Origin of the sequence: Streptomyces sp. 840.1, from assembly GCF_003751445.1 — a bacterium.
In the GTDB taxonomy this organism is placed as follows: Bacteria; Actinomycetota; Actinomycetes; order Streptomycetales; family Streptomycetaceae; genus Streptomyces.
In genome coordinates, this window is sequence record NZ_RJUU01000001.1 from 2,735,594 (window position 1) to 2,756,798 (window position 21,205).

At 70.6% G+C, this 21,205-nt stretch carries 20 protein-coding genes; 9 read left to right on the top strand and 11 right to left on the bottom strand.

Going from position 1 to position 21,205, the window contains the following annotated elements:
• Nucleotides 1–3: 3 nt before the first annotated feature.
• Both EDD93_RS12535 and EDD93_RS12540 read right to left on the bottom strand, forming a co-directional pair.
• Nucleotides 4–1,425 carry a glutamate decarboxylase gene (locus EDD93_RS12535; RefSeq protein ID WP_123525230.1) on the bottom strand — a complete coding sequence of 474 codons (1,422 nt, stop codon included), beginning with the start codon at nucleotides 1,423–1,425 and terminating at the stop codon, nucleotides 4–6.
• Nucleotides 1,426–1,523: 98 nt separating this feature from the next.
• The gene (locus EDD93_RS12540) at nucleotides 1,524–2,798 is read right to left on the bottom strand and encodes an ion channel protein (RefSeq protein ID WP_123525231.1); all 1,275 of its coding nucleotides are present in this window, start codon (nucleotides 2,796–2,798) and stop codon (nucleotides 1,524–1,526) included.
• 137 nt (nucleotides 2,799–2,935) lie between these two features.
• Between EDD93_RS12540 and EDD93_RS12545 the strand changes: the two genes are divergently transcribed.
• A complete protein-coding gene (locus tag EDD93_RS12545; RefSeq protein ID WP_123525232.1) occupies nucleotides 2,936–3,694 on the top strand; it encodes a MerR family transcriptional regulator in 759 nt (252 codons plus the stop codon).
• A gap of 45 nt (nucleotides 3,695–3,739) precedes the next feature.
• Here EDD93_RS12545 and EDD93_RS12550 read toward each other — a convergent pair whose 3' ends face one another.
• Complete coding sequence (locus EDD93_RS12550; protein WP_123525233.1) at nucleotides 3,740–4,105, bottom strand: YbjQ family protein; 366 nt, start codon at nucleotides 4,103–4,105, stop codon at nucleotides 3,740–3,742.
• A 146-nt stretch (nucleotides 4,106–4,251) separates the two neighbouring features.
• Here EDD93_RS12550 and EDD93_RS12555 point away from each other — a divergent pair, with 146 nt between their 5' ends.
• Complete coding sequence (locus tag EDD93_RS12555) at nucleotides 4,252–4,968, top strand: DedA family protein (RefSeq protein WP_123527725.1); 717 nt, start codon at nucleotides 4,252–4,254, stop codon at nucleotides 4,966–4,968.
• 51 nt (nucleotides 4,969–5,019) lie between these two features.
• Here EDD93_RS12555 and EDD93_RS12560 read toward each other — a convergent pair whose 3' ends face one another.
• Together EDD93_RS12560 and EDD93_RS12565 are read right to left on the bottom strand one after the other, a co-directional pair.
• Nucleotides 5,020–6,732: a threonine/serine exporter ThrE family protein gene (locus EDD93_RS12560; RefSeq protein WP_123525234.1), complete on the bottom strand. Its 1,713-nt coding sequence runs from the start codon at nucleotides 6,730–6,732 to the stop codon at nucleotides 5,020–5,022.
• A 166-nt stretch (nucleotides 6,733–6,898) separates the two neighbouring features.
• Nucleotides 6,899–7,393, bottom strand: coding sequence for an inorganic diphosphatase (locus tag EDD93_RS12565; protein WP_123525235.1), 495 nt, complete (start codon nucleotides 7,391–7,393; stop codon nucleotides 6,899–6,901).
• Nucleotides 7,394–7,479: 86 nt separating this feature from the next.
• Here EDD93_RS12565 and dacB point away from each other — a divergent pair, with 86 nt between their 5' ends.
• The 7 genes from dacB (at nucleotide 7,480) to EDD93_RS12600 (ending at nucleotide 16,151) form a co-directional block, all read left to right on the top strand.
• Entirely contained in the window at nucleotides 7,480–8,967 is a 1,488-nt protein-coding gene (gene dacB / locus EDD93_RS12570; RefSeq protein WP_123525236.1) for a D-alanyl-D-alanine carboxypeptidase/D-alanyl-D-alanine-endopeptidase, read from the top strand.
• A gap of 54 nt (nucleotides 8,968–9,021) precedes the next feature.
• Nucleotides 9,022–10,155 (top strand): zinc-dependent metalloprotease, encoded by a 1,134-nt coding sequence (locus EDD93_RS12575; protein ID WP_123525237.1) that lies wholly within the window; start codon nucleotides 9,022–9,024, stop codon nucleotides 10,153–10,155.
• 201 nt (nucleotides 10,156–10,356) lie between these two features.
• On the top strand, nucleotides 10,357–11,448 hold the full coding sequence (gene tilS / locus EDD93_RS12580) for a tRNA lysidine(34) synthetase TilS (protein WP_123525238.1): 1,092 nt from the start codon (nucleotides 10,357–10,359) through the stop codon (nucleotides 11,446–11,448).
• Between the two features lie 98 nt (nucleotides 11,449–11,546).
• The gene (gene hpt / locus EDD93_RS12585; RefSeq protein WP_037777945.1) at nucleotides 11,547–12,086 is read left to right on the top strand and encodes a hypoxanthine phosphoribosyltransferase; all 540 of its coding nucleotides are present in this window, start codon (nucleotides 11,547–11,549) and stop codon (nucleotides 12,084–12,086) included.
• A 197-nt stretch (nucleotides 12,087–12,283) separates the two neighbouring features.
• Complete coding sequence (ftsH, locus tag EDD93_RS12590) at nucleotides 12,284–14,311, top strand: ATP-dependent zinc metalloprotease FtsH (protein WP_123525239.1); 2,028 nt, start codon at nucleotides 12,284–12,286, stop codon at nucleotides 14,309–14,311.
• Nucleotides 14,312–14,458: 147 nt separating this feature from the next.
• Nucleotides 14,459–15,064: a GTP cyclohydrolase I FolE gene (folE, locus tag EDD93_RS12595; RefSeq protein ID WP_123525240.1), complete on the top strand. Its 606-nt coding sequence runs from the start codon at nucleotides 14,459–14,461 to the stop codon at nucleotides 15,062–15,064.
• A 133-nt stretch (nucleotides 15,065–15,197) separates the two neighbouring features.
• The gene (locus EDD93_RS12600) at nucleotides 15,198–16,151 is read left to right on the top strand and encodes an IS481 family transposase (protein ID WP_123527726.1); all 954 of its coding nucleotides are present in this window, start codon (nucleotides 15,198–15,200) and stop codon (nucleotides 16,149–16,151) included.
• An 86-nt stretch (nucleotides 16,152–16,237) separates the two neighbouring features.
• Here the strand turns inward: EDD93_RS12600 and EDD93_RS12605 are convergent, their stop codons facing one another.
• The 6 genes from EDD93_RS12605 to EDD93_RS12630 form a co-directional block, all read right to left on the bottom strand.
• Complete coding sequence (locus tag EDD93_RS12605; RefSeq protein ID WP_123525241.1) at nucleotides 16,238–16,720, bottom strand: DUF3180 domain-containing protein; 483 nt, start codon at nucleotides 16,718–16,720, stop codon at nucleotides 16,238–16,240.
• A gap of 58 nt (nucleotides 16,721–16,778) precedes the next feature.
• Nucleotides 16,779–17,390 (bottom strand): 2-amino-4-hydroxy-6-hydroxymethyldihydropteridine diphosphokinase, encoded by a 612-nt coding sequence (gene folK / locus EDD93_RS12610; protein ID WP_123525242.1) that lies wholly within the window; start codon nucleotides 17,388–17,390, stop codon nucleotides 16,779–16,781.
• Nucleotides 17,387–17,746, bottom strand: a complete 360-nt coding sequence (folB, locus tag EDD93_RS12615) for a dihydroneopterin aldolase (RefSeq protein ID WP_123525243.1) — start codon at nucleotides 17,744–17,746, stop codon at nucleotides 17,387–17,389. Before folB ends, folK begins: the two co-directional genes overlap by 4 nt.
• Before the next feature lie 211 nt (nucleotides 17,747–17,957).
• Nucleotides 17,958–18,440, bottom strand: a complete 483-nt coding sequence (locus EDD93_RS12620) for a nuclear transport factor 2 family protein (RefSeq protein ID WP_123525244.1) — start codon at nucleotides 18,438–18,440, stop codon at nucleotides 17,958–17,960.
• Nucleotides 18,437–19,234 carry a dihydropteroate synthase gene (folP, locus tag EDD93_RS12625; RefSeq protein ID WP_185092487.1) on the bottom strand — a complete coding sequence of 266 codons (798 nt, stop codon included), beginning with the start codon at nucleotides 19,232–19,234 and terminating at the stop codon, nucleotides 18,437–18,439. Before folP ends, EDD93_RS12620 begins: the two co-directional genes overlap by 4 nt.
• Nucleotides 19,235–19,327: 93 nt before the next feature.
• A complete protein-coding gene (locus EDD93_RS12630; protein WP_185092294.1) occupies nucleotides 19,328–21,169 on the bottom strand; it encodes a phosphatidylglycerol lysyltransferase domain-containing protein in 1,842 nt (613 codons plus the stop codon).
• Nucleotides 21,170–21,205 lie beyond the last annotated feature (36 nt).

The window sequence follows — 21,205 nt, forward strand, 5'->3', positions numbered from 1 at the left end:
CGTTCAGTGGTGGAACGACGTGGCCGGTCCGTGGTCCCGGCTCAACGGGTGGTCCTGGGAACGGAGTTCGGGCAGCAGTAGCCGCAGGTCCTCCAGCAGCAGCTCCGCGAGGTCCGAGGAGAAGCCGTTGCGGCACACGATCCGCAGCACCGACAGATCCTCCCGGTTCGCGGGGAAGGTGTACGCCGGGACCAGCCAGCCCCGCTCGCGCAGCCGCCGCGAGACGTCGAAGACGTCGTACGCCGTCACCCCCGGCTCGGTGGTCAGCGCGAACACCGGCAGCTGGTCGCCCCGGGTGAGGAGGCGGAAGTCGCCCAGGTCCTCGATCCGTTCGGCAAGACCCCGGGCCACGTCCCGGGACGCCTGCTGCACGGCCCGGTAGCCCTCCCGGCCCAGCCGGAGGAAGGTGTAGTACTGCGCCACCACCTGTGCGCCGGGCCGGGAGAAGTTCAGGGCGAAGGTCGGCATGTCGCCGCCCAGGTAGTTGACCCGGAAGACCAGTTCCTCGGGCAGCTCGGCGGGCGAGCGCCACAGCGCCCAGCCGACACCCGGGTAGACGAGCCCGTACTTGTGCCCCGAGGTGTTGATCGAGGAGACCCGGGGGAGCCGGAAGTCCCAGACCAGGTCCTCGTCCAGGAACGGCGCCACCATCGCCCCGGACGCCCCGTCCACATGGACGGGGATGTCCAGGCCGGTGCGCTCCTGGAGGGCGTCGAGGGCGGCGCAGAGCTCCTCGATGGGCTCGTAGGAACCGTCGAAGGTGGAGCCCAGGACGCCGACCACGCCGATGGTGTTCTCGTCGCAGAGGTCGGCGGCGGCCTGCGGGTCGAGATGGAAGCGGTCGCCCTCCATCGGGACCAGCCGCGGCTCCACCTCCCAGAACGTACAGAACTTGTCCCAGCAGACCTGGACGTTGACGCCCATGACCAGATTGGGCCTGGCGGTCGCCGGGTAGCGGTCGGCGTTGCGGATGGCCCAGCGGCGTTTGAGGGCGAGCGCGGCCAGCATGCAGGCCTCGCTGGAGCCGGTCGTGGAACAGCCCACCGCGGTCGTGGGGTCGGGGGCGTTCCACAGGTCCGCGAGCATCGCCACGCAGCGCCGCTCCAGCTCGGCGGTGCGCGGGTACTCGTCCTTGTCGATCATGTTCTTGTCGCGGCACTCGCTCATCAGCACCCCGGCCTGGGGTTCCATCCAGGTGGTGACGAAGGTGGCGAGGTTGAGCCGCGAGTTGCCGTCGAGCATCAGCTCGTCGTGGACCAGGCGGTACGCGGTGGCGGGCGGCAGCGCGCTGTCCGGGAGCTTGTGCCGGGGTGGCGCCGACTCCATCCCGGCGGTCGGGTCGGCCTCCCCGAAGAACGGGTTGAGGGCCAGCCTGCGCTGCTCGGCGGACGGTTCGCTGCGGGGTGAGCCCTTGTGGAGCGGCATCGCCGACCTGCCCTTCTCGGTTCCTGGCCGCGAGGCCGTACGAATCCGACCATACGGAGATTCCGGGCACCCGGCGCGCCGGGAAGGTCCGCCCGGGTTCAGCGCAGCGGTGTGCCGTCCTCCTTCAGCTGCATCTGCGGACGCCCCGTCACCAGCAGCCAGGCCGGGAGCGTGGCGACGCAGAGCAGCGGGAGCAGGTTCATGTCGGAGGCCAGTACCGCGGCCGTGAACAGGCTGAGCCAGCCCTGCCGGGTGACCGCCAGCAGCACCCCGAGCACCCCGCACGTCACCGCGACGGCCACCGGCACCCCGTCGACCAGGGCGTGGGCGCACAGGCCGAGCGCCACGCCGACGAACACGGCCGGGAAGATCCGCCCGCCCCGGAATCCGCAGGTCGCCGCGATCAGCAGGGCCGCGGCCTTCACCACGGCCATGAGCGCGAACCGGCCGGCCGACCAGCCGTCCGGGTCGGCCGCCAGCTCCTTCACCTCGTCCAGCCCCTTGAACAGGGTGAGATGGCCGCCCAGGGCGCCGAGCAGGCCGAGCAGCAGCCCGCCCAGCGTCAGCGCCAGGACCGGACTCCGTACGGCACGGAAGCCGCGGTGCGCGTACGGGAACGCGTACACCGCCGCCAGCCCCAGCACCGCCCCGGCCGAGGTGATCACGACGGCGGAGAGCAGGTCGCCCCAGTGCGTGTGGGTGTAGGCGGGCAGTGAGAGGTCGAAGCTGGGGTGGGCGGCCAGCGTCATGGTGAGGGAGCCTGCGGCGCCCGCCGCGAGCGGGCCGAACAGCCGGTCCCAGAGCTCGCCCGTGCCGGGCCGCGCGGCCAGCGTCTCGGTGAGGATCAGCGCGGCGGCGATCGGGGTGCCGAACAGCGCGCCGATGGTGCCCGCCGCGGCGAGCGCCACCCACAGCTCGGCCGGGGCGCCCGGCACGAACCGGCGCCCCGCCCAGAAGGCCAGCGCGATGTTCGCCGCCGTGATCGGGTTCTCCGGACCCAGGCTGACCCCGCCCGCCAGGGCCACGACCGTCACCAGCAGCAGCCCCGGCACCACGCCGGGCGGCAGCGGCGGATCGACCAGGCCCATGGTCGCCGGATCGGGCCCGGCCCGGCCCGGCACCGCCCGGATGACCAGCCCGGCCACCAGACCGATCGCGGTGAGCATCACGATCATCCACAGCGAGGAGTACCGGCCGATCGACAGCGCGTCGGGCAGCGTCTCCCAGAGCACGTCCTGCAAGCGGTCCGCGAGCAGGCTGACGCCGAGCAGCACGAGGGCCGAGACCACCCCGACGGCCAGCGCCGGTACGAGGAGGGGCAGCAGCCTGCGGGCGGGGGCCGGTTCGGCGGAGACAGCGGAATCGGTGGACATCGGCTCACCATAGCGAGGCAAAAGCCGTATAAGCCGCCAAAGGGTCGGAGTGCGGCCCCATTTCGGAGTTGCACCTCACGCCACGTCAGGGCGCAGGCTCGGACATGTACACAGCACACGGAGAGGAGCGCGGAGCCATGGAGCACTCCGTGGGACAGGTCGCCGGTTTCGCCGGGGTCACGGTGCGCACCCTGCACCACTACGACGACATCGGGCTGCTCACGCCCGGCGGGCGCAGCCGTGCGGGGCACCGGCGTTACGACGACGCCGACCTCGACCGGCTCCAGCAGATCCTGTTCTACCGGGAGCTCGGCTTCCCGCTCGACGAGATAGCGGCCCTGCTCGACGACCCGGACGCGGACCCGAAGGAGAGCCTGCGCCGGCGGCACGCGTTGCTGTCGGACCGGATCGCCGCACTGCAGCGGATGGCCGCAGCGGTCGAGACAGCCATGGAGGCACGGAGGATGGGCATCAATCTCACGCCCGAGGAGAAGTTCGAGGTCTTCGGCGACAAGGACCCGGAGCGCCACGCGCAGGAGGCGGAGCGCCGCTGGGGCCACACCGACACCTACGCCGAGTCGCAGCGCCGGACCGCCCGGTACACCAAAGGGGACTGGCAGCGGATGCGCGAGGAGGTCGCGTCCTGGGGCGAGCGGTACGACGCGCTGATGGCGGCCGGTGAACCGGCCACCGGCGAGCGCGCGACGGACCTTGCCGAGGAGCACCGGCTCCACATCACGACCTGGTTCTACGACTGCACGCCAGAGATCCACCGCGGGCTCGGCGAGATGTACGTCGCGGACCCGCAGTTCAAGGCGTTCTACGACTCGATGCGGCCGGGCCTGGCCGCGCACCTGCGCGACGCGATCAACGCCAACGCGGACCGCCGGGAGTAGCGGGACGGGCGTTACGGGGGCGGGGCGCCCCGCCCCCGTAACGCTTCAGAGCTTGCTGATCACCGCGGCCGTGCCGTAGGCGCACACCTCGGTGCCCACGTCGGCCGCCTCGGACACGTCGAAGCGCATCATCAGCACCGCGTTGGCGCCCCGGGCCTTCGCCTGCTCGACCAGCCGTTCCATGGCCTGGTTGCGGGTCTCGACGAGGGTCTTGGTCAGCCCCTTCAGCTCGCCGCCGATCATGGACTTCAGCCCGGCCCCGATCTGGCTGCCCAGATGCCGGGAGCGAACGGTCAGGCCGAACACCTCACCGATGACCTGGGTCACCTGGTGGCCGGGAACGTCGTTGGTGGTGACGATCAGCACATCGGGCTGTGCCGACTGACCGCCGCCGTAATCCTCGATGCCCATGGGTGACACCTCCTGCACCCAGTTTTGCCCCGGTTGGGCCGCTGCACACTTCCACGGGGGCCAGTGGAACCCGTACGCGGTCCGTTGCGTTGATAGCTTTGGGCGGCCACGCAGCCGTCAACGACCACATCCTGGAGCCCGGACCCTTGAATACGCTTGCGCTCGGACCGAGCTGGCTGGACCCGGACTATCTCATCGCGCAGTTCGGGCTGATCGGTGTGCTGGTCATCGTCTTCGCCGAATCCGGGCTGCTGATCGGGTTCTTCCTGCCCGGGGACTCCCTGCTGTTCACCACGGGCCTGCTGGTGACGACGGGCAAGCTGCACACCCCGTTGTGGCTGGTCTGCGTCCTGGTGGGGCTGGCGGCGGTCATCGGTGACCAGGTGGGCTATCTCTTCGGCCGCAAGGTCGGCCCGTCGCTCTTCAACCGTCCGGACTCCCGCCTCTTCAAGCAGGAGAACGTCGAGAAGGCCCACGAGTTCTTCGAGAAGTACGGCCCGAAGTCGCTGATCCTGGCGCGCTTCGTGCCCGTCGTGCGGACGTTCACACCGATCATCGCCGGTGTGAGCCGGATGAACTACCGCTCGTTCATCACGTTCAACATCATCGGCGGCGTCCTGTGGGGCGTCGGGGTGACGCTCCTCGGAGCGGGCCTGGGGCAGTTCGAGTTCGTGCACAAGAACATCGAGGCGATGCTCGTCCTGATCGTGCTGATCTCGGTGGTGCCGATCGGCGTCGAGTACCTGCGCGCCCGCAGCAGGTCGAAGAAGGAAGCGGCCGCACGGGACGACCAGGGGCAGGGCCAGGAGCCGCCCGCCGATGGCGGCGGCGCCGGGCGCCGCGGCCGTCACGCCAAGCGCTGACGGCCCCTGCCGGCTCCCTCGCGCCACCCCCGGGCGGGCCGCTCCGCCGCCTCAGAAGCCGCGCGTCCGCTTGGCCGCGCGGCGGTTCGCGCCGCCGACCGCGCCCGGCACCCGCATGAACAGCCGGGAGATCTCGCTTCCCAGGTTCACCCCGATGGCGATGGCCCCGGCCGTCGCCACCGCGGTCGACAGCGAGGCGAGACCCCGGTCCAGCTCGTTCTGCGCGATGCCGAGCAGACCGAAGTACGTCGCGGAACCGGGCAGCAGCGGGCCGATCGCGGCCGTGATGAACGGCAGCGACGAGGTGTAGCGGTACCGGGAGAACAACTGCCCGAACAGTCCCACCAGACCGGCCGCCACCGCGGTGGCGGCCACCGGCGAGATCTCGCCCGTCCGGGCCATCGCACCGAAGATCACCCAGGCCACTCCGCCGTTGAGGGTCACCGCGAGGACCGTGGACCGCTCCTGCTGGAGCAGGATCGCGAAGGCCAGACTCAGCACCATCGACGCCAGGATCTGGATCACCGGCCGGTCGTGCGAGATGAGCCGGGCCTCCGGGTCGAGCTCCGCCCCCAGCTGAAGGCCCCCGTACAGCGCCAGCAGCACCCCGGCGACGATGCCGATGAAGAAGTACATGACTTCGAGGAGCCGGGCCGCCGCGGTGATGTAGTAGCCGGTCAGACCGTCCTGCACGCCCGCCACCAGGGCCCGCCCCGGGAGCAGGGCGAACAGCCCACCGGTGATGACCGCCGAGGGGCGGACGTCGGACCAGTGGGTCAGGGTCAGCGCGACCCCCATCGCGGCGGGCGGCATCGCCGCGACCACGAACTGGTAGAACTCCGGAAGCCCGCGCCCGGCACACAGCCAGGCCAGCCGGTCCCCGAGCATCGCGCCGAGCGCCGCGATCAGGAAGACCACGAACCCGCCGCCGACCAGCACCGATGCCGCGCCCGCCAGTCCGCCGGCGGCCAGCGTGAGCACCCAGCCGGGATACGGGTGCCGGTTCCTGCGGATCTCCGCGAGGCGCCGGTAGGCCTCCTCCAGGGAGACCTCGCCCTCCTCGGTCGTGATGTCGTCGATGAGCCGGAAGACCGCGGCCAGCCGGGTGTAGTCGGTGCCGCGGCGGCGTACGGTACGGCTCGCCGTCACCGGGTCGTCGACCAGTGAGGGCTGGTGCGAGATCGACAGCAGCGTGAAGGTGACGGTCGGCTCGCAGCGGTCGAGGCCGTAGCTGCGGGTCACGGCGAACATCGCCGCCTCGACGTCCTCGGCGCCCTCGCCGCCGGCCAGCAGAAGCTCGCCGATACGCAGCGTCAGGTCGAGCACGCGCGGCACCGCGGGGCCCGCGTCGTCGTGCTTCTGGACCGGCTCCGGCGCCGGGCGCTCGGCCACCGGCATCCGCAGCATCGTGCGCATCCGGTCCTGCCAGGGCGCTTCCTTGGTCAGCCGGATCATCGGGATGCCGTGCGCCGGCGTGAAGGCGGGGGAGTCCCGGGCGCTGTAGGTGAGCGGCGGGGCGAAGGCCGAGCTGACCGAGTCCGAGGCGGAGGGCGATCCGGAGCCGGAAGCGGAACCCGTACCCGAGGCGGCTCCCGAGCCCTGTGGCTCAGGTGTCAGGCCCGCCGGAAGGGCGAATTCCGACGTCGGGTGGTCCTCCTCGGACGGTGACGCCGGCTTCCCCACCCCTGCGGGGTGGGAGAACGCGCTGCGTGCCTCGTCGGACTGGGGCTTCTGGTCCTCGGGACCGCCCGGCTCCGCCACCACTGACCTCACTCATCATCGGGCTGCGCGTCTTTCGGTAGCGCTCCTGCCCAGTATGGCCGTGGAGATGGGTGCCCATGCGAAACGGGCGGCACACCGGTGAAGGTGTGCCGCCCGTCGCGTGCCCAGAGCCACAAACGGAACCGTGAACGGAACCGCCAGTGGAAGGTCAGTGCGCGCCGCCCTGCGCCTCAAGGCGCTTGTACGAGTTCTCGATCTCGGCCTCGGCCTCGACCCGGCCGACCCAGTCGGCGCCCTCGACGGACTTGCCGGGCTCCAGGTCCTTGTAGACCTCGAAGAAGTGCTGGATCTCCAGGCGGTCGAACTCCGACACGTGGTGGATGTCGCGCAGGTGCTCCACCCGGGGGTCGGAGGCCGGAACGCACAGCAGCTTGTCGTCGCCGCCGGCCTCGTCCGTCATCCGGAACATGCCGATGGCGCGGCACTTGATGAGGCAGCCGGGGAAGGTCGGCTCCTCCAGGATGACCAGCGCGTCCAGCGGGTCGCCGTCCTCGCCGAGGGTGTTCTCGACGAAACCGTAGTCAGCCGGGTAGCTGGTCGAGGTGAAGAGTCGACGGTCCAGACGGATCCGACCGGTCTCGTGGTCCACCTCGTACTTGTTCCGCGAACCCTTCGGAATCTCGATAACGACGTCGAACTCCACGGGTGGCTCCTCCATGATCAACACATACGACTGATGGTTAAGTGTCCCCCACGGAGATGTGTGCTCGCGAAAGGGGCTGGTCAACGGTGGACGATCCGGTGAAAAGACCGTCGGTCAAGCCGTTCGGCAAGCTGAGCGGGGCGGCCCTGACGGACCGCCTCGGCCTGCGGAACGGGCTGAGCGACTGGCAGTTCACGGCCGTGTCCGCCACCCTCGGCCTGGCGCTCGCAGCCGGCGTCGTCCTTGCCGCCGGCCCCTGGGACTCGGGTCAGCGTAAGGCCGAGCAGGACTGGGCGGCCGCCAGGGGCGGCACGGGTGGCGTACATCACGACCCCGACGCGCCCGCCGGACCGGCCCCCGCGCCCAGCGCCCCGGCCGTGCTCGCGGCGCTGGGTACCGCCGCGGACCGGGGGGCCCCGGACGGCGTGGCGGAGCGGCTCGGCTCCGTACTGGACCCGCTGCTGAAGGACCCCGCGCTCGGCACCCGGCACAGCGCCGTCGTCATCGACACCGCCACCGGCAGGCGGCTGTACGGGAAGGGCGCCGACGCGCCCATGACGCCGGCCTCCACGGTCAAGATCGCCACCACGGTCGCGGCCCTGACCGCGCTCGGCCCCGACCACCGCATCCCCACCGCCGTCCGCGCCTCCGCCGACTCCCGCACCGTGACCCTGGTCGGCGGTGGCGACCCCACCCTCGACCGGGCGGCGCTGCGCACCCTGGCAGCCGACACCGCGCGCGCCCTCAAGGGCGCCGGCGTCCGCGAGGTCCGGCTCCGGTACGACACCTCCGGCTACTCCGGCCCCGCACTCCACCCGATCGGCCCCAACGAGAACATCGCCCCGCTGAGCGCCCTGATGGTCAACGAAGGACGCCTCGACGAGACTGCCAGCGGGCCCGCCGAGCGCAGCACCGACCCCGCCCGGGACGCCGCCGACGCCTTCGGCGAACTGCTCGACAAGGCCGGCGTCGACACCGGGTCAGGACCCGAGGCGGGCCGGGCGGCAGCCAAGTCCCGTACCGTCGCCAAGCACCTCTCCGCCCCGCTGTCCGGGCTCATCGAGCGGGCGCTGACCAACAGCGACAACGACATCGCGGAGGCGCTCGCCCGGCAGACCGCGCTGGCCTCGGGCGAACCGGCGGACTTCGCCGGCGGCCGGCGGGCGGTCACCGCCCAGTTGAAGAAGCTGAAACTCCCGCTCAAGGGCGTGGTCCTGGCCGACGGCAGCGGACTCGACCGGCACGACAAGGTCACCGCCGCGCTGCTCGCCGGCCTGCTCGCCCGTACGGCCGATCCGGACCACCCCGAACTGCGCTCCGTCCTCTCCGGGCTCCCGGTGGCCGGCTTCAGCGGCACGCTGAGCGGCCGCTACACGACGAAGTCCGGCGGCACCGGCCTGATCCGCGCCAAGACCGGCACCCTCACCGGCGTCAACACCCTTGCCGGCACGGTCGTCGACCCGCAGGGCAGGCTGCTCGCGTTCGCCTTCCTGGCATCGGGCACCACCGACCCGTCCGCGGCCCAGTCCGCCCTCGACTCGCTCGCCACCACCCTGGCCGCGGGCAAGCACTGACGGCGGCCACCCGTTTGCCGCTCGGCCCGGGGACCGAGCACGTACGGTTGACGCATGACGAGCATCGGTGGTGCGGGGATGGTCGACTGGAATCTCGCGGTTGCGACCGCGACCCGACTTGTGCGGCCTGGACCGGAGATCAGCCGCGAGGAGGCCCGCGAGGTCGTCGCGGAGCTGCGCAGGCACGCCAAGGCCGCGGAGGAACACGTCCGCGCCTTCACCCGGATGATCCCGGAGGGGACCGAACCGGAGGACACCCCGGTCCTGGTCGTCGACCGGGCCGGCTGGATCAAGGCGAACGTCGCGGGCTTCCGCGAACTGCTGCGCCCCCTCCTGGACAAGATGGAGGATCGCCGCGGCGGCGGCACGGGCGGCGCCGTGCTCGGCGCGGTCGGCTCCAAGGTCACCGGGGTCGAGGTGGGGATGCTGCTGTCGTTCCTGGCCTCCCGGGTCCTCGGCCAGTACGAGACGTTCGCCCCCGCCACCCGTGACCTCCCCGCCTCCGCCGACGGCGGCGGCAGGCTGCTGCTCGTCGCCCCGAACATCGTCCACGTCGAACGTGAACTCGAAGTCGACCCGCACGACTTCCGGCTCTGGGTCGCCCTCCACGAGGAGACCCACCGCACCCAGTTCACCGCGGTGCCCTGGCTCCGGGACCATCTGCAGGGCGAGATCCAGTCATTCCTGGACGAGACCGACGTCGATCCGATGACCATGCTCGAACGGCTCCGCGAGGCCGCCCAGTCGCTGGCCGGCGGCCGGCCCGAGGGTGAGGAGGGCGAGGACGGCGGGCGCAGCCTCGTCGAGGTCGTGCAGACCCCCGCCCAGCGCGAGATCCTCGGCCGGCTCACCGCGGTGATGTCCCTGCTGGAGGGGCACGCGGACTACGTGATGGACGGCGTGGGGCCCGAGGTGGTGTCCTCCGTCGGGGAGATCCGGGAGAAGTTCCAGCAGCGCAGGGCGCGTGGCGCCGGCCGGCTCGACCAGGCGCTGCGCAAGCTCCTGGGCCTCGACGCCAAGCTGCGCCAGTACCGGGACGGCGAGCGGTTCGTGCGCGCCGTGGTCGACGAGGTCGGCATGGACGGCTTCAACCGGGTCTGGACCTCGCCCAACACCCTGCCGACCAAGGCGGAGATCGCCAAGCCGGCGGACTGGATCGCGAGGGTGCACCGTAAGGCAGAGTCATGATCACGGCGCGAACAGGGGCTCGTGGTCACAGGTAAACGCGCCGGTAATCACCCATCCGAGGGACCGTAGGGGCATGGGAAGGCGTGCAATGCTCGATGAACGGCATTGCTCTGTCACCATCGACGCACTCTGAGTGACGGCACTCTTTCCTGTCCCGGCACTCCGAGGCTCCTCTCCGAAACTTCACGAAGGGCACCGGACATGGGTCCCCATCCTGCGGTCGCGGCGATACGCCTGGCGGTCCGCCGCGTACTCCACGACGTAATCACCGACTTCGCCGAACAGACCGAACGCGCTCCGCACGCCGGACGCGCCCCGCACCCCGAGCTCGCCGAGGCCGGCGCCGGCCGGCGGCGCGCCGCGCTTCCCGAACGGCCCGACACCCCCCTGGTGCTGGTGGCATGCTCCGGCGGTGCCGATTCCATGGCGCTCGCCTCCGCCCTCGCCTTCGAGGCCCGCAAACTCCCCGTCCGGGCCGGCGGCATCACCGTCGACCACGGCCTCCAGGACGGCTCCGACACCCGGGCCACCGAGGTCGTCGGCCGCCTCACCGCCATGGACCTCGACCCGGTCGAGGCCGTCGCGGTGCGCGTCGGCCACGACGGCGGGCCCGAGGCCGCCGCCCGCGACGCCCGCTACGCCGCACTGGACGCGGCGGCCGAACGCCACGGCGCCGCCGCCGTCCTGCTCGGCCACACCCGCGACGACCAGGCGGAGACGGTCCTCCTCGGCCTCGCCCGCGGCTCCGGCATCCGCTCCCTGTCCGGCATGGCCGCCGCGTCCGGCCCGGCCGGCCGCTACCGCCGCCCCTTCCTCCAGCTCGACCGGCAGACCGCCCGCAAGGCCTGCCTGGTCCAGTCCCTGACGGTCTGGGACGACCCGCACAACATCGACCCCGCCTACACCCGCTCCCGGCTGCGCCACGAGGGCCTGCCCGCCCTGGAGAAGGCGCTGGGCAAAGGAGTCGTCGAGGCTCTGGCCCGTACGGCCCAGCTCTCCCGCGACGACGCCGACGCCCTGGACACCTGGGCCGCCGAGGCCGACCGTGACGTACGCGACGACGCGGGCCGCCTGGAGTGCGCCAAGCTCTGCGCCCTGCCGCCCGCCGTCCGCCGCCGGGTACTGCGCCGGGCGGCCATAGAGGCGGGCTCCCCGGCCGGTTCCCTGTTCGCCCGGCACATCGAGGAAGTCGACCGCCTCATCACCGGCTGGCGCGGCCAGCAGGCCATCAACCTCCCCGGCCGCGTCGAAGCCCTGCGCCAGGGTGGCAGACTGGTGATTCGGCAGAGCTGACGCAGAAGCGGCTGACATGCAGGCGAGCGGCCGCGCAGGTCCGGGGCACCACCCGGACCCGGCAGGCAAAGAAAGAGACGCGGGTGAACGAGAAGGACATGGGTACCGACCTTCAGTCGGTGCTCCTCACCAAGGAAGAGATCGACGCGAAGCTCGTCGAGCTGGCCGCGAAGATCGACGCGGAGTACGCGGGCAAGGACCTGCTCCTCGTCGGTGTCCTCAAGGGCGCGGTGATGGTCATGGCGGACCTGGCGCGGGCCCTGTCCACCCCCGTCACCATGGACTGGATGGCGGTCTCCTCGTACGGCGCGGGCACCCAGTCCTCCGGTGTCGTCCGGATCCTCAAGGACCTGGACACCGACATCAAGGGCAAGCACGTCCTGATCGTCGAGGACATCATCGACTCGGGTCTGACCCTGTCCTGGCTGATGTCGAACCTGGGTTCGCGCGAGCCCGCCTCGCTGGAGATCTGCACCCTGCTGCGCAAGCCCGACGCGGCGAAGGTCGCGCTCGACTGCAAGTGGGTCGGCTTCGACATCCCCAACGAGTTCGTCGTCGGCTATGGGCTGGACTATGCGGAGAAGTACCGCAACCTCCCGTTCGTCGGCACGCTCGCCCCGCACGTCTACGGCGGCTGAGCAGGGCCCGCGCGAACCGGTGCCGACTCCGGGGAACCCTCACCGATTTCCCGCCGTTGAGCCTTCGAAGGCGGGTTTGACAGACGTCCCCGGCGGTCGTCGGTGACAATGCTGGGGTACCGTCCGAAGAACAGTCTTTACTCACACGCAGCATTTACCTACGGGCAGGAGGGACGGGGCGACTTCGCTCCGTATGGATGGACGTGAAGCGATACTTCCGTGGGCCGGTCATGTGGATCGTGCTGGCCGTCCTCGCCGTGGTCGTGTTGATGCAGGTCGTCGGCTCGTCCGGCGGCTACAAGACGGTGGACACCGGCAAGGTGATCCAGGCGATCAGTAAGAACCAGGTGGAGCAGGCCAAGCTCACCACCGGTGACGATCAAATCCTCAAGATTGAGCTGAAGGACGGCCAGAAACTCTCCGGCGAGTCCGGCAGCAAGTTCCAGGCGAGCTACATCGGCAACCAGGGCGTCGAGCTGGCCGACACCCTGCAGAAGAAGTTCGAGAGCGGTGACATCGAGAAGGGTTACACCGTCTCGCCGTCGAAGCAGTCCCCGTTCGTCTCGATCCTCTTCTCGTTGCTGCCCTTCGTCCTCATCGTGGTCGTCTTCCTGTTTCTGATGAACCAGATGCAGGGTGGCGGCTCCAAGGTCATGCAGTTCGGCAAGTCCAAGGCCAAGCTGATCACCAAGGACACCCCCAAGACGACGTTCGCCGATGTGGCGGGCTCGGACGAGGCGGTCGAGGAGCTCTACGAGATCAAGGAGTTCCTCCAGGAGCCGGCGAAGTTCCAGGCCGTCGGCGCCAAGATCCCCAAGGGTGTCCTGCTCTACGGGCCTCCCGGTACGGGCAAGACGCTGCTCGCACGCGCCGTCGCGGGCGAGGCGGGCGTCCCGTTCTACTCGATCTCCGGTTCCGACTTCGTCGAGATGTTCGTTGGTGTCGGTGCCTCCCGGGTGCGTGACCTCTTCGAGCAGGCCAAGGCGAACGCCCCGGCGATCGTCTTCGTCGACGAGATCGACGCCGTCGGCCGGCACCGCGGTGCCGGTATGGGCGGCGGTCACGACGAGCGCGAGCAGACGCTGAACCAGCTGCTCGTCGAGATGGACGGCTTCGACGTGAAGGGCGGCGTGATCCTGATCGCCGCCACGAACCGGCCGGACATCCTCGACCCGGCGCTGCTGCGTCCGGGCCGCTTCGACCGGCAGATCGCGGTCGACCGGCCGGACATGATCGGCCGGCTGGAGATCCTCAAGGTCCACCAGAAGGGCAAGCCGGTCGCACCGGACGTCGATCTCGGCGCCGTTGCCCGTCGTACGCCCGGTTTCACCGGTGCCGACCTGTCGAATGTGCTGAACGAAGCGGCGCTCCTCACGGCGCGCAGCAACCAGAAGCTCATCGACAACAACATGCTCGACGAGGCCATCGACCGCGTCGTGGCGGGCCCGCAGAAGCGGACCCGGATCATGTCCGAGAAGGAGAAGAAGATCACCGCGTACCACGAGGGCGGACACGCCCTGGTCGCGGCGGCCTCACCTCAGTCGGACCCGGTCCACAAGATCACGATCCTCTCCCGCGGCCGCGCCCTCGGTTACACGATGGTGCTCCCGGAGGAGGACAAGTACTCCACGACGCGCAACGAGATGCTCGACCAGCTGGCTTACATGCTGGGCGGGCGCGCGGCCGAGGAGCTGGTCTTCCACGATCCGACCACCGGTGCTGCGAACGACATCGAGAAGGCCACCGCAACGGCCCGCGCGATGGTCACGCAGTACGGCATGACGGAGCGGCTCGGCGCGATCAAGTTCGGCGGCGACAACACCGAACCCTTCGTGGGCCGCGAGATGGGCCACCAGCGCGACTACTCGGAAGAGGTCGCCGCGCTGGTCGACGAAGAGGTCAAGAAGCTCATCGAGACCGCGCACAACGACGCGTGGGAGATCCTGGTCGAGAACCGCGACGTTCTCGATGCCCTGGTTCTCCAGCTCCTTGAGAAGGAGACCCTCGGCAAGGCGGAGATCGCCGAGATCTTCGCTCCGATCGTCAAGCGTCCGGCTCGTCCGGCGTGGACCGGGTCCGCCCGGCGCACGCCGTCCACCCGGCCGCCGGTGCTCTCCCCGAAGGAGCTCGCCCTCACCAACGGCGCCACCACGGCGAACGGCTCTCCGGTCGCGGACATCGTCCCGCCCACCGAGTCGATCCCCGAGGAGCGTCCCGAGAGCTAGTCACCGGACGGTGCGACCCCCGTCACAGGGGTTCGACCCGGCCCGGAATGGAAGCCGCGCCCTCCAGGTTTTAGCCTGTGGGGGCGCGGCTTTCGTATATCTGCGCGGATTTCCACGCAGATGACAGTTCAGAGGAACGAGGCACAGATGACCGACCCGGTGACGCTGGAGGGCCAGGGTCCGATCGGCGAGTTCGACGAGAAGCGGGCCGCCGCGGCCATTCGCGAGCTCCTGTTCGCCGTGGGGGAGAACCCGGACCGGGAAGGGCTGCTGGAGACCCCCGGGCGGGTGGCGCGGGCGTACAAGGAGATATTCGCCGGCCTTTACCAGACGCCCGAGGACGTCCTCACGACCACGTTCGACCTCGGCCACGACGAGATGGTGCTGGTCAAGGACATCGAGGTCTTCAGCACCTGTGAACACCACCTGGTGCCGTTCCACGGGGTCGCGCACGTCGGGTACATCCCGGCGACCAGCGGAAAGATCACCGGTCTGTCGAAGCTGGCCCGGCTGGTGGACGTCTACGCCCGGCGGCCGCAGGTCCAGGAGCGGCTGACCACGCAGATCGCGGAGTCCCTGATGAAGATCCTGGAGCCGCGCGGCGTCATCGTCGTCGTGGAGTGCGAGCACATGTGCATGTCGATGCGCGGTATCCGCAAGCCCGGGGCGAAGACGCTGACCTCGGCGGTGCGCGGCCAGCTCCGCGACCCCGCGACGCGGGCCGAGGCGATGAGCCTGATCATGGCCCGCTGACCCGGCGGTGGGCCTAGGTGTTCTGTCCACGGAGGTTGGTGACGGATTCCACGGCTTGGGGATCTTGAACGAGTGAGGGCCTTCCGGGTTCGGTGTGGATTGCGACATCTACACGAACGACCAGAAGGCCCTCATGTCCCACCGTAATGCACCCCTGACCGAGACCGGACGTCTGCGTCTGGCCCGCTGCGTCGTGGACGACGGCTGGCCGCTGCGCCGGGCCGCCGAGCGCTTCCAGGTCTCGACGACCACCGCTCAGCGGTGGGCAGTCCGCTACCGCGAGCAGGGCGAGGCCGGGATGGCCGACCGCTCCTCCCGGCCCCACCACAGCCCAGGCCGGACACCGACGCGGACCGAGCGGCGGATCATCAGGGTCCGCGTCCTGCGGCGCTGGGGCCCGGCCCGCATCGCGTATCTCCTCGGGCTGAACCCGGCGACCGTCCACCGTGTCCTGACCCGCTACAAACTCGCCCGCCTGGCTCACCTCGACCGGGCCACCGGCCGGGTGATCCGCCGCTACGAGCACGCCGCCCCCGGCGACCTCGTCCACGTCGACATCAAAAAGCTCGGCAACATCCCCGACGGCGGAGGCCACAAGGTCCTCGGCCGGCAAGCGGGCCGCAAAAACCGGGCGAAGGCCGGCATGAGCTTCCTGCACAACGCTGTCGACGACCATTCCCGCCTGGCCTACAGCGAGATCCTCACCGACGAGAAGAAGGAAACCGCCGTCGGATTCTGGCAACGGGCCCACGCCTACTTCGCCGCTGCCGGCATCACCGTCCAGCGGGTCCTGACCGACAACGGTTCCTGCTACAAGTCATACCTCTGGCGCAACTCCCTTGCCGGACAGGGGATTTCACACAAGCGGACCCGTCCCTACCGGCCCCAGACCAACGGGAAGGTAGAGCGGTTCAACCGCACCCTTCTGGACGAATGGGCCTACGCCCAGACCTACCGGACCGAGACCGAGCGACGCGACGCCTACCCGCGATGGCTCCACACCTACAATCACCACCGCGGACACACCGCACTCAAGGGCCAGCCACCCGCCAGCCGCGTCCCCAACCTCACGGGTCAGTACACCTAGGGCGTGTTTGAAAGTCCCGTCTGCCCGGCGGCGCCGGCCCGCCCTCCGGGCGGACGACGCTACTTTCAAAACACGCCAGACAGCCCTCAGGCCCCCGCCGCGTTCTTGTTGTCGTCCTCGTCCTCGGGGAGCTTGCAGACGCGCTCCAGGAAGAGGGCGGCCGCGATCACCGCGATGCCGGCCAGGACCGCGAAGCCGGCGTAGATCGCCTGGTCGCGGCGGGCCGGCATGTCGAGGGAGCCGAGCAGGAAGACGCCCGCGCCGCCGTACATCCCGGCGACCAGGGCGACGACGAGGGCGCTGGCCTGGCCGAAGACCACGGCGCGGGCCGCCATCATGGGTTCCACGCCCTTCGCGCCCGGCCGGCGCTCACGCTGGGCGCGCAGCCGGGAGCGGATGGAGAGTGCCGTCGCCAGCAGGACGACGGCGATGACCGCGAGCACGATGGGCGCGGCCAGCGGCACGCTCGGCAGGGTGCCGAGGGCGTCCCAGAGGCGGGCGCCGCCCCAGGACAGCACCCCGGCTGCGGCGAAGAGGCCCGCCAGTACTCCGAGCCGTAGTTGCTTCACCGGGTGAGCCGCCCTTCGCCGCCTGTGATCTTTCCTGCTGTTCCTGAGAGCCTAACGACTACTCGGGCAGCCGGAGTTCCAGGTCGGCCCGGGGCAGTACGCCGCCCCGGCCGACACCGGCCAGCAGATCCGCGACCGGGCCGACGCCGGGCAGCTGGGCCGCCGGATCCACGTCGTGCCACGGGGCGAGGACGAAGGCGCGCTCGCGGGCCCGGGGGTGCGGGAGGGTGAGCACCGGGTCGTCGGAGACCAGATCGGCGTAGGCCACGATGTCGACGTCGATGGTGCGCGGGCCCCAGCGTTCCTCGCGGACCCGGTCGAAGGCCTCTTCGATGGCCTGGCCGCGCTCCAGGAGTGAGGAGGGGGGCAGCGTCGTCTTCACGACGACCACCGCGTTGAAGTACGACGGCTGGGAGCCGGACTCGACGCCCCAGGGCTCCGTCTCGTACACCGGGGAGACCGCCTTGACCCGGAGGCCGGGGGTGTCCTCCAGGGCGTCGATGGCGCCCTGGAGGGTCTCCAGGCGGTTGCCGAGGTTGGAGCCCAGGGAGATCACGGCGCGTTTGGGGTTGGAGAGGGTGATGTCCGCGGCGTCCACCTGTTCGACCACGGAGGCGGGAACCGGCTGTACGGTCGGGTCGCTCTGCCCCTCGGTAGAAAATGCAGTCATGCTCGGCTCCGGGTGATGGTGATGGTGACGTCGTCGAAGGGGACGGTGATGGGCGCATCCGGCTTGTGCACCACGACTTCCACCTCCTGGACGCCTTCGTGCTTGAGGCACTGCTGGGCGATGCGCTCCGCGAGCGTCTCGATCAGATCGACCGGTTCGCCCTTGACGACGTCGACGACCTCCTCGGCGACCACGCCGTAGTGCACGGTCTTCGTCAGGTCGTCGGCGGCTGCCGCGGGGCGGGTGTCGAGGCCGAGCACCAGGTCCACGATGAACGTCTGACCCTCTTCCCGTTCCCGGGGAAAGACGCCATGGTGCCCACGGGCCTTGAGGCCGCGCAGCGCGACACGATCCACGCGAATCACTCCTGCTGTTGTTGGTCGTAGGGGCACACGCCGCGTGCGGGCGGCGTCCTGCCCTCATTGGAATCTACCTGCGAGCACCGACAGCACTCGCCCGTGGGGGCCACGGCGCACCGCACAGGGCCGGGTAGCCGCAGATACCCCGAAGGGCCCGATTCCAATCCCGGGGAGTCGCTATTCGGTTCCCCACCGGGCTCGTACCCATTCAGGAGGGGGATTCTTCGTCCTCTTCCTCGCCGGTTTCGGCCAGTACGGGCGAGCCGTGGTGGGACCAGAGCTTCCAGCCCTCGGGAGTGCGCCGGAACACATTGGTGGCGACCACGAGCTGGCCCACCAGCGGCCCCAGCGAGCTGCCCTCCTCGGCCGGTCCGCCGCTGAGGATGTTCTCGGTGCAGGTGACCAGGGCGGTGTCGCCCGTCATGGAGACCCCGACGTCGGTCAGGAAGAACTGGATGTACTCGGTGTTGGCCATGATCAGCGCGTAGCTGCGCAGCACCTCGCCGCGGCCGGTGAGGACCGGCCAGCCGGGGTGGACGCAGGAGACGGTGAGGTCCTCGCCCGGCAGCCAGAGCCCGGTGAGCGCCTCGAGGTCGCCGCGTTCCATCGCCTCGTAGAAGGCGGTGTTGGCCAGCTCGACCGCCTCGATGTCGGCGGCCGCGTCGGCGTGTTCGTCGTGCGACTCGTTCACGCGGCTCCCTCGACTGCGCGGGCGACGCGTACGGCGTCGGCGGTGGCGCGTACCTCGTGGACGCGGACGGCCCAGGCACCGGCGCGGGCGGAGAGCGCGGAGATCGCGGCGGTGGCCGCGTCCCGTTCGCGGGCGGGCGGCGGGGCGGCGCCCGCACCGGCCAGTACGTGGCCCAGGAAGCGCTTCCGGGAGGCGGCGACCAGGAGCGGGCGGCCCAGTGCGTGCAGCGCGTCCAGGCGGGCGATGAGCGAGAGGTCGTGGCCGGCGTCCTTGGCGAAGCCGAGACCGGGGTCTATCACGATGCGCTCCGCGGCGACACCGCCCGCCACCACGGCGTCCATCCGGGTCCGCAGTTCACCGACGACCTCCGCGACGACGTCCCCGTACACCGCACGGCTGTTCATCGACTCGCTGAAGCCGCGCCAGTGCATGACGACGAAGGGCACTCCGGCGGCGGCGACGACCGGGACCATGTCCGGGTCCGCGAGTCCGCCGCTCACGTCGTTGACGAGGACGGCGCCCGCGTCGACGGCCTGCTCGGCGACCCGGGCCCGCATGGTGTCCACGGAGACGGTGACGCCTTCCGAGACGAGTCCGCGGACCACCGGGACCACCCGGCGCAGCTCCTCGGACTCGTCCACCCGGCTGGCGCCGGGGCGGGTCGACTCACCGCCGACGTCGACCAGGTCGGCGCCCTCGCCCACCAGGTCGAGGCCGTGCTTGACGGCCGTCGTGGTGTCGAACCAGCGGCCTCCGTCGGAGAAGGAGTCGGGGGTCACATTGACGACGCCCATGACCGCACAGCGGTCCCACTCCGGCAGGCCCTGGACCGTGCCGCGTCCACGCAACGTACTCATACGACCAGCCTAGGCCCGTGGCGGGCCGCCTCACGCCGCGTGGACGCCCTGCTCCGGTGAGGAGGGCCGGGCGTGCGCGCAGGGCCGCTGCCCGCGCGCAGGCAGCCGGCGGGCCAGCACACGCGGGAGCGCGAAGCTGACGAAGCCCTCGGCCTGCATCGCGGCCAGCGAGATGCGGGGCAGGTCGCGGGCGGTGCGGTAGACCACGAACCGGGGCTCCCAGCGGGGCCGGAACTTGGCGTTGAACTTGTACAGGGACTCGATCTGGAACCAGCGCGACAGGAAGATCAGCAGGCCGCGCCAGATGCGCAGCACCGGTCCGGCGCCCAGCTTCTCGCCGCGGGCCAGGGCGGAGCGGAACATCGCGAAGTTCAGCGAGACGCGGGTGATGCCGAGCCGGGGAGCGGCCTGGAGCGATGCGACGATCAGCAGCTCGTTCATCCCCGGGTCGGCGGCGCGGTCGCGGCGCATGAGGTCCAGGGACATTCCGTCGGTGCCCCAGGGGACGAAGTGGAGGACGGCCTTGAGATCGCCGTAGGGGGAATCGGCACTCTGTTCGTCGGTCTTGTGGGCGGTGGCGACGAAGCAGTCCCCGTCGGCGCCGTCCCCGATCCGGCCGAGCGCCATGGAGAAGCCGCGTTCGTTGTCGGTGCCGCGCCAGTCGGCCGCGGCGTGCCGGATCCGGGCCAGTTCGGCCTCACCGATATCGGCCACCCGCCGGACCCGGGTCACGTATCCACCACGTTCGATGCGCTTCACCATCTGGCGCACGTTGCGCATCGCGCGTCCGGCGAGGGAGAAATCCGCGACATCCACCACCGCCTCGTCCCCGAGTTCCAGGGCGTCGAGTCCGGTCTCACGGGTCCAGACCTCGCCGCCGGTCTCGCTGCAGCCCATCACGGCCGGGGTCCAGGAGTGGGCCCTGGCCTCGTCCATGAACCGTTCGATGGCGCCGGGCCAGGCCTCCACGTCACCGATCGGGTCGCCGCTGGCCAGCATCACCCCGGACACCACGCGGTAGCAGACGGCGGCCTTGCCGCTGGGGGAGAACACCACGGCCTTGTCGCGGCGGAGCGCGAAGTGGCCGAGCGAGTCGCGGCGGCCGTGCCGCTCCAGCAGGGTGCGCAGCCGGGCCTCGTCGTCCTCGGTGAGGCGGGCGGCGGGATGTTCGGGGCGGAACGCGAAGTAGATGGTGGTGACGGCGGTCAGCAGCCCGAGCGCGCCCAGCGAGTAGGCCACGGTCCAGGAGGTGACCCCGGCGTACTCGACCGGGCCCTCGAAGCCGAACAGGCCGTACAGCACGTGCTGGAGCCGGTCGGCGATGCTGGGGTTCCCGACCAGCCGGCCGGGGTGGACGCTGACGATGACCAGCCCGAGGCCGAGCGAACCCGCGCCGAGCAGGACGAAGTTGGCCAGGGCCCGCCAGCGGCTGCGCGGGTCGGGCAGGGCCGCGAATTCACTCCGGTGGCGTACCAGCAGGTAGCACAGCGTCAGGGAGACGGCCGCGCCCAGCACCGAGTGCCGGTAGAGGAACTGCGACAGCGCACCGGCCGGCAGCAGTACGACGGCGGCCCGCCAGGCCCTTCGCTTGTGCCGCTTGAGGCCGTGGGCCAGGAGCAGCAGCAGGACGCCGGCGCTCAGCGAGAGCGCGGCGGCGAAGGGGCCGAGAGCGCCGGGGAGTACCTCGGCGAGGGTGTGCATCCGGCTGTGGCGGAAGCGTGGGAAGACTCCGGCGGCGACGTCGATCAGGCCGACTACGGTGCAGGCGGTGCCGACGAGCACCGGTACGGTTTCGGGCCGCGGTCCGCGCACGAACTTGCGTGCAGTATTCGGAACCGATCCCGATTTATCCCCATCTAGCGTGACAGACATCGCTTCCCGTGGTTCCGCGAGAGATTTTTGGAGTAC

What these genes read in the sequence shown, in the direction of transcription:
- EDD93_RS12540 (WP_123525231.1), bottom strand. Translation starts at nt 2,798, where the DNA reads ATGTCCACCGATTCCGCTGTCTCCGCCGAACCGGCCCCCGCCCGCAGG.
- EDD93_RS12545 (WP_123525232.1), top strand. Translation starts at nt 2,936, where the DNA reads ATGGAGCACTCCGTGGGACAGGTCGCCGGTTTCGCCGGGGTCACGGTG.
- EDD93_RS12630 (WP_185092294.1), bottom strand. Translation starts at nt 21,169, where the DNA reads ATGTCTGTCACGCTAGATGGGGATAAATCGGGATCGGTTCCGAATACT.
- folK (WP_123525242.1), bottom strand. Translation starts at nt 17,390, where the DNA reads ATGACTGCATTTTCTACCGAGGGGCAGAGCGACCCGACCGTACAGCCG.
- folE (WP_123525240.1), top strand. Translation starts at nt 14,459, where the DNA reads ATGACCGACCCGGTGACGCTGGAGGGCCAGGGTCCGATCGGCGAGTTC.
- tilS (WP_123525238.1), top strand. Translation starts at nt 10,357, where the DNA reads ATGGGTCCCCATCCTGCGGTCGCGGCGATACGCCTGGCGGTCCGCCGC.
- EDD93_RS12550 (WP_123525233.1), bottom strand. Translation starts at nt 4,105, where the DNA reads ATGGGCATCGAGGATTACGGCGGCGGTCAGTCGGCACAGCCCGATGTG.
- EDD93_RS12575 (WP_123525237.1), top strand. Translation starts at nt 9,022, where the DNA reads ATGACGAGCATCGGTGGTGCGGGGATGGTCGACTGGAATCTCGCGGTT.
- EDD93_RS12600 (WP_123527726.1), top strand. Translation starts at nt 15,198, where the DNA reads ATGTCCCACCGTAATGCACCCCTGACCGAGACCGGACGTCTGCGTCTG.
- folP (WP_185092487.1), bottom strand. Translation starts at nt 19,234, where the DNA reads ATGGGCGTCGTCAATGTGACCCCCGACTCCTTCTCCGACGGAGGCCGC.
- hpt (WP_037777945.1), top strand. Translation starts at nt 11,547, where the DNA reads ATGGGTACCGACCTTCAGTCGGTGCTCCTCACCAAGGAAGAGATCGAC.
- EDD93_RS12535 (WP_123525230.1), bottom strand. Translation starts at nt 1,425, where the DNA reads ATGCCGCTCCACAAGGGCTCACCCCGCAGCGAACCGTCCGCCGAGCAG.
- ftsH (WP_123525239.1), top strand. Translation starts at nt 12,284, where the DNA reads ATGGACGTGAAGCGATACTTCCGTGGGCCGGTCATGTGGATCGTGCTG.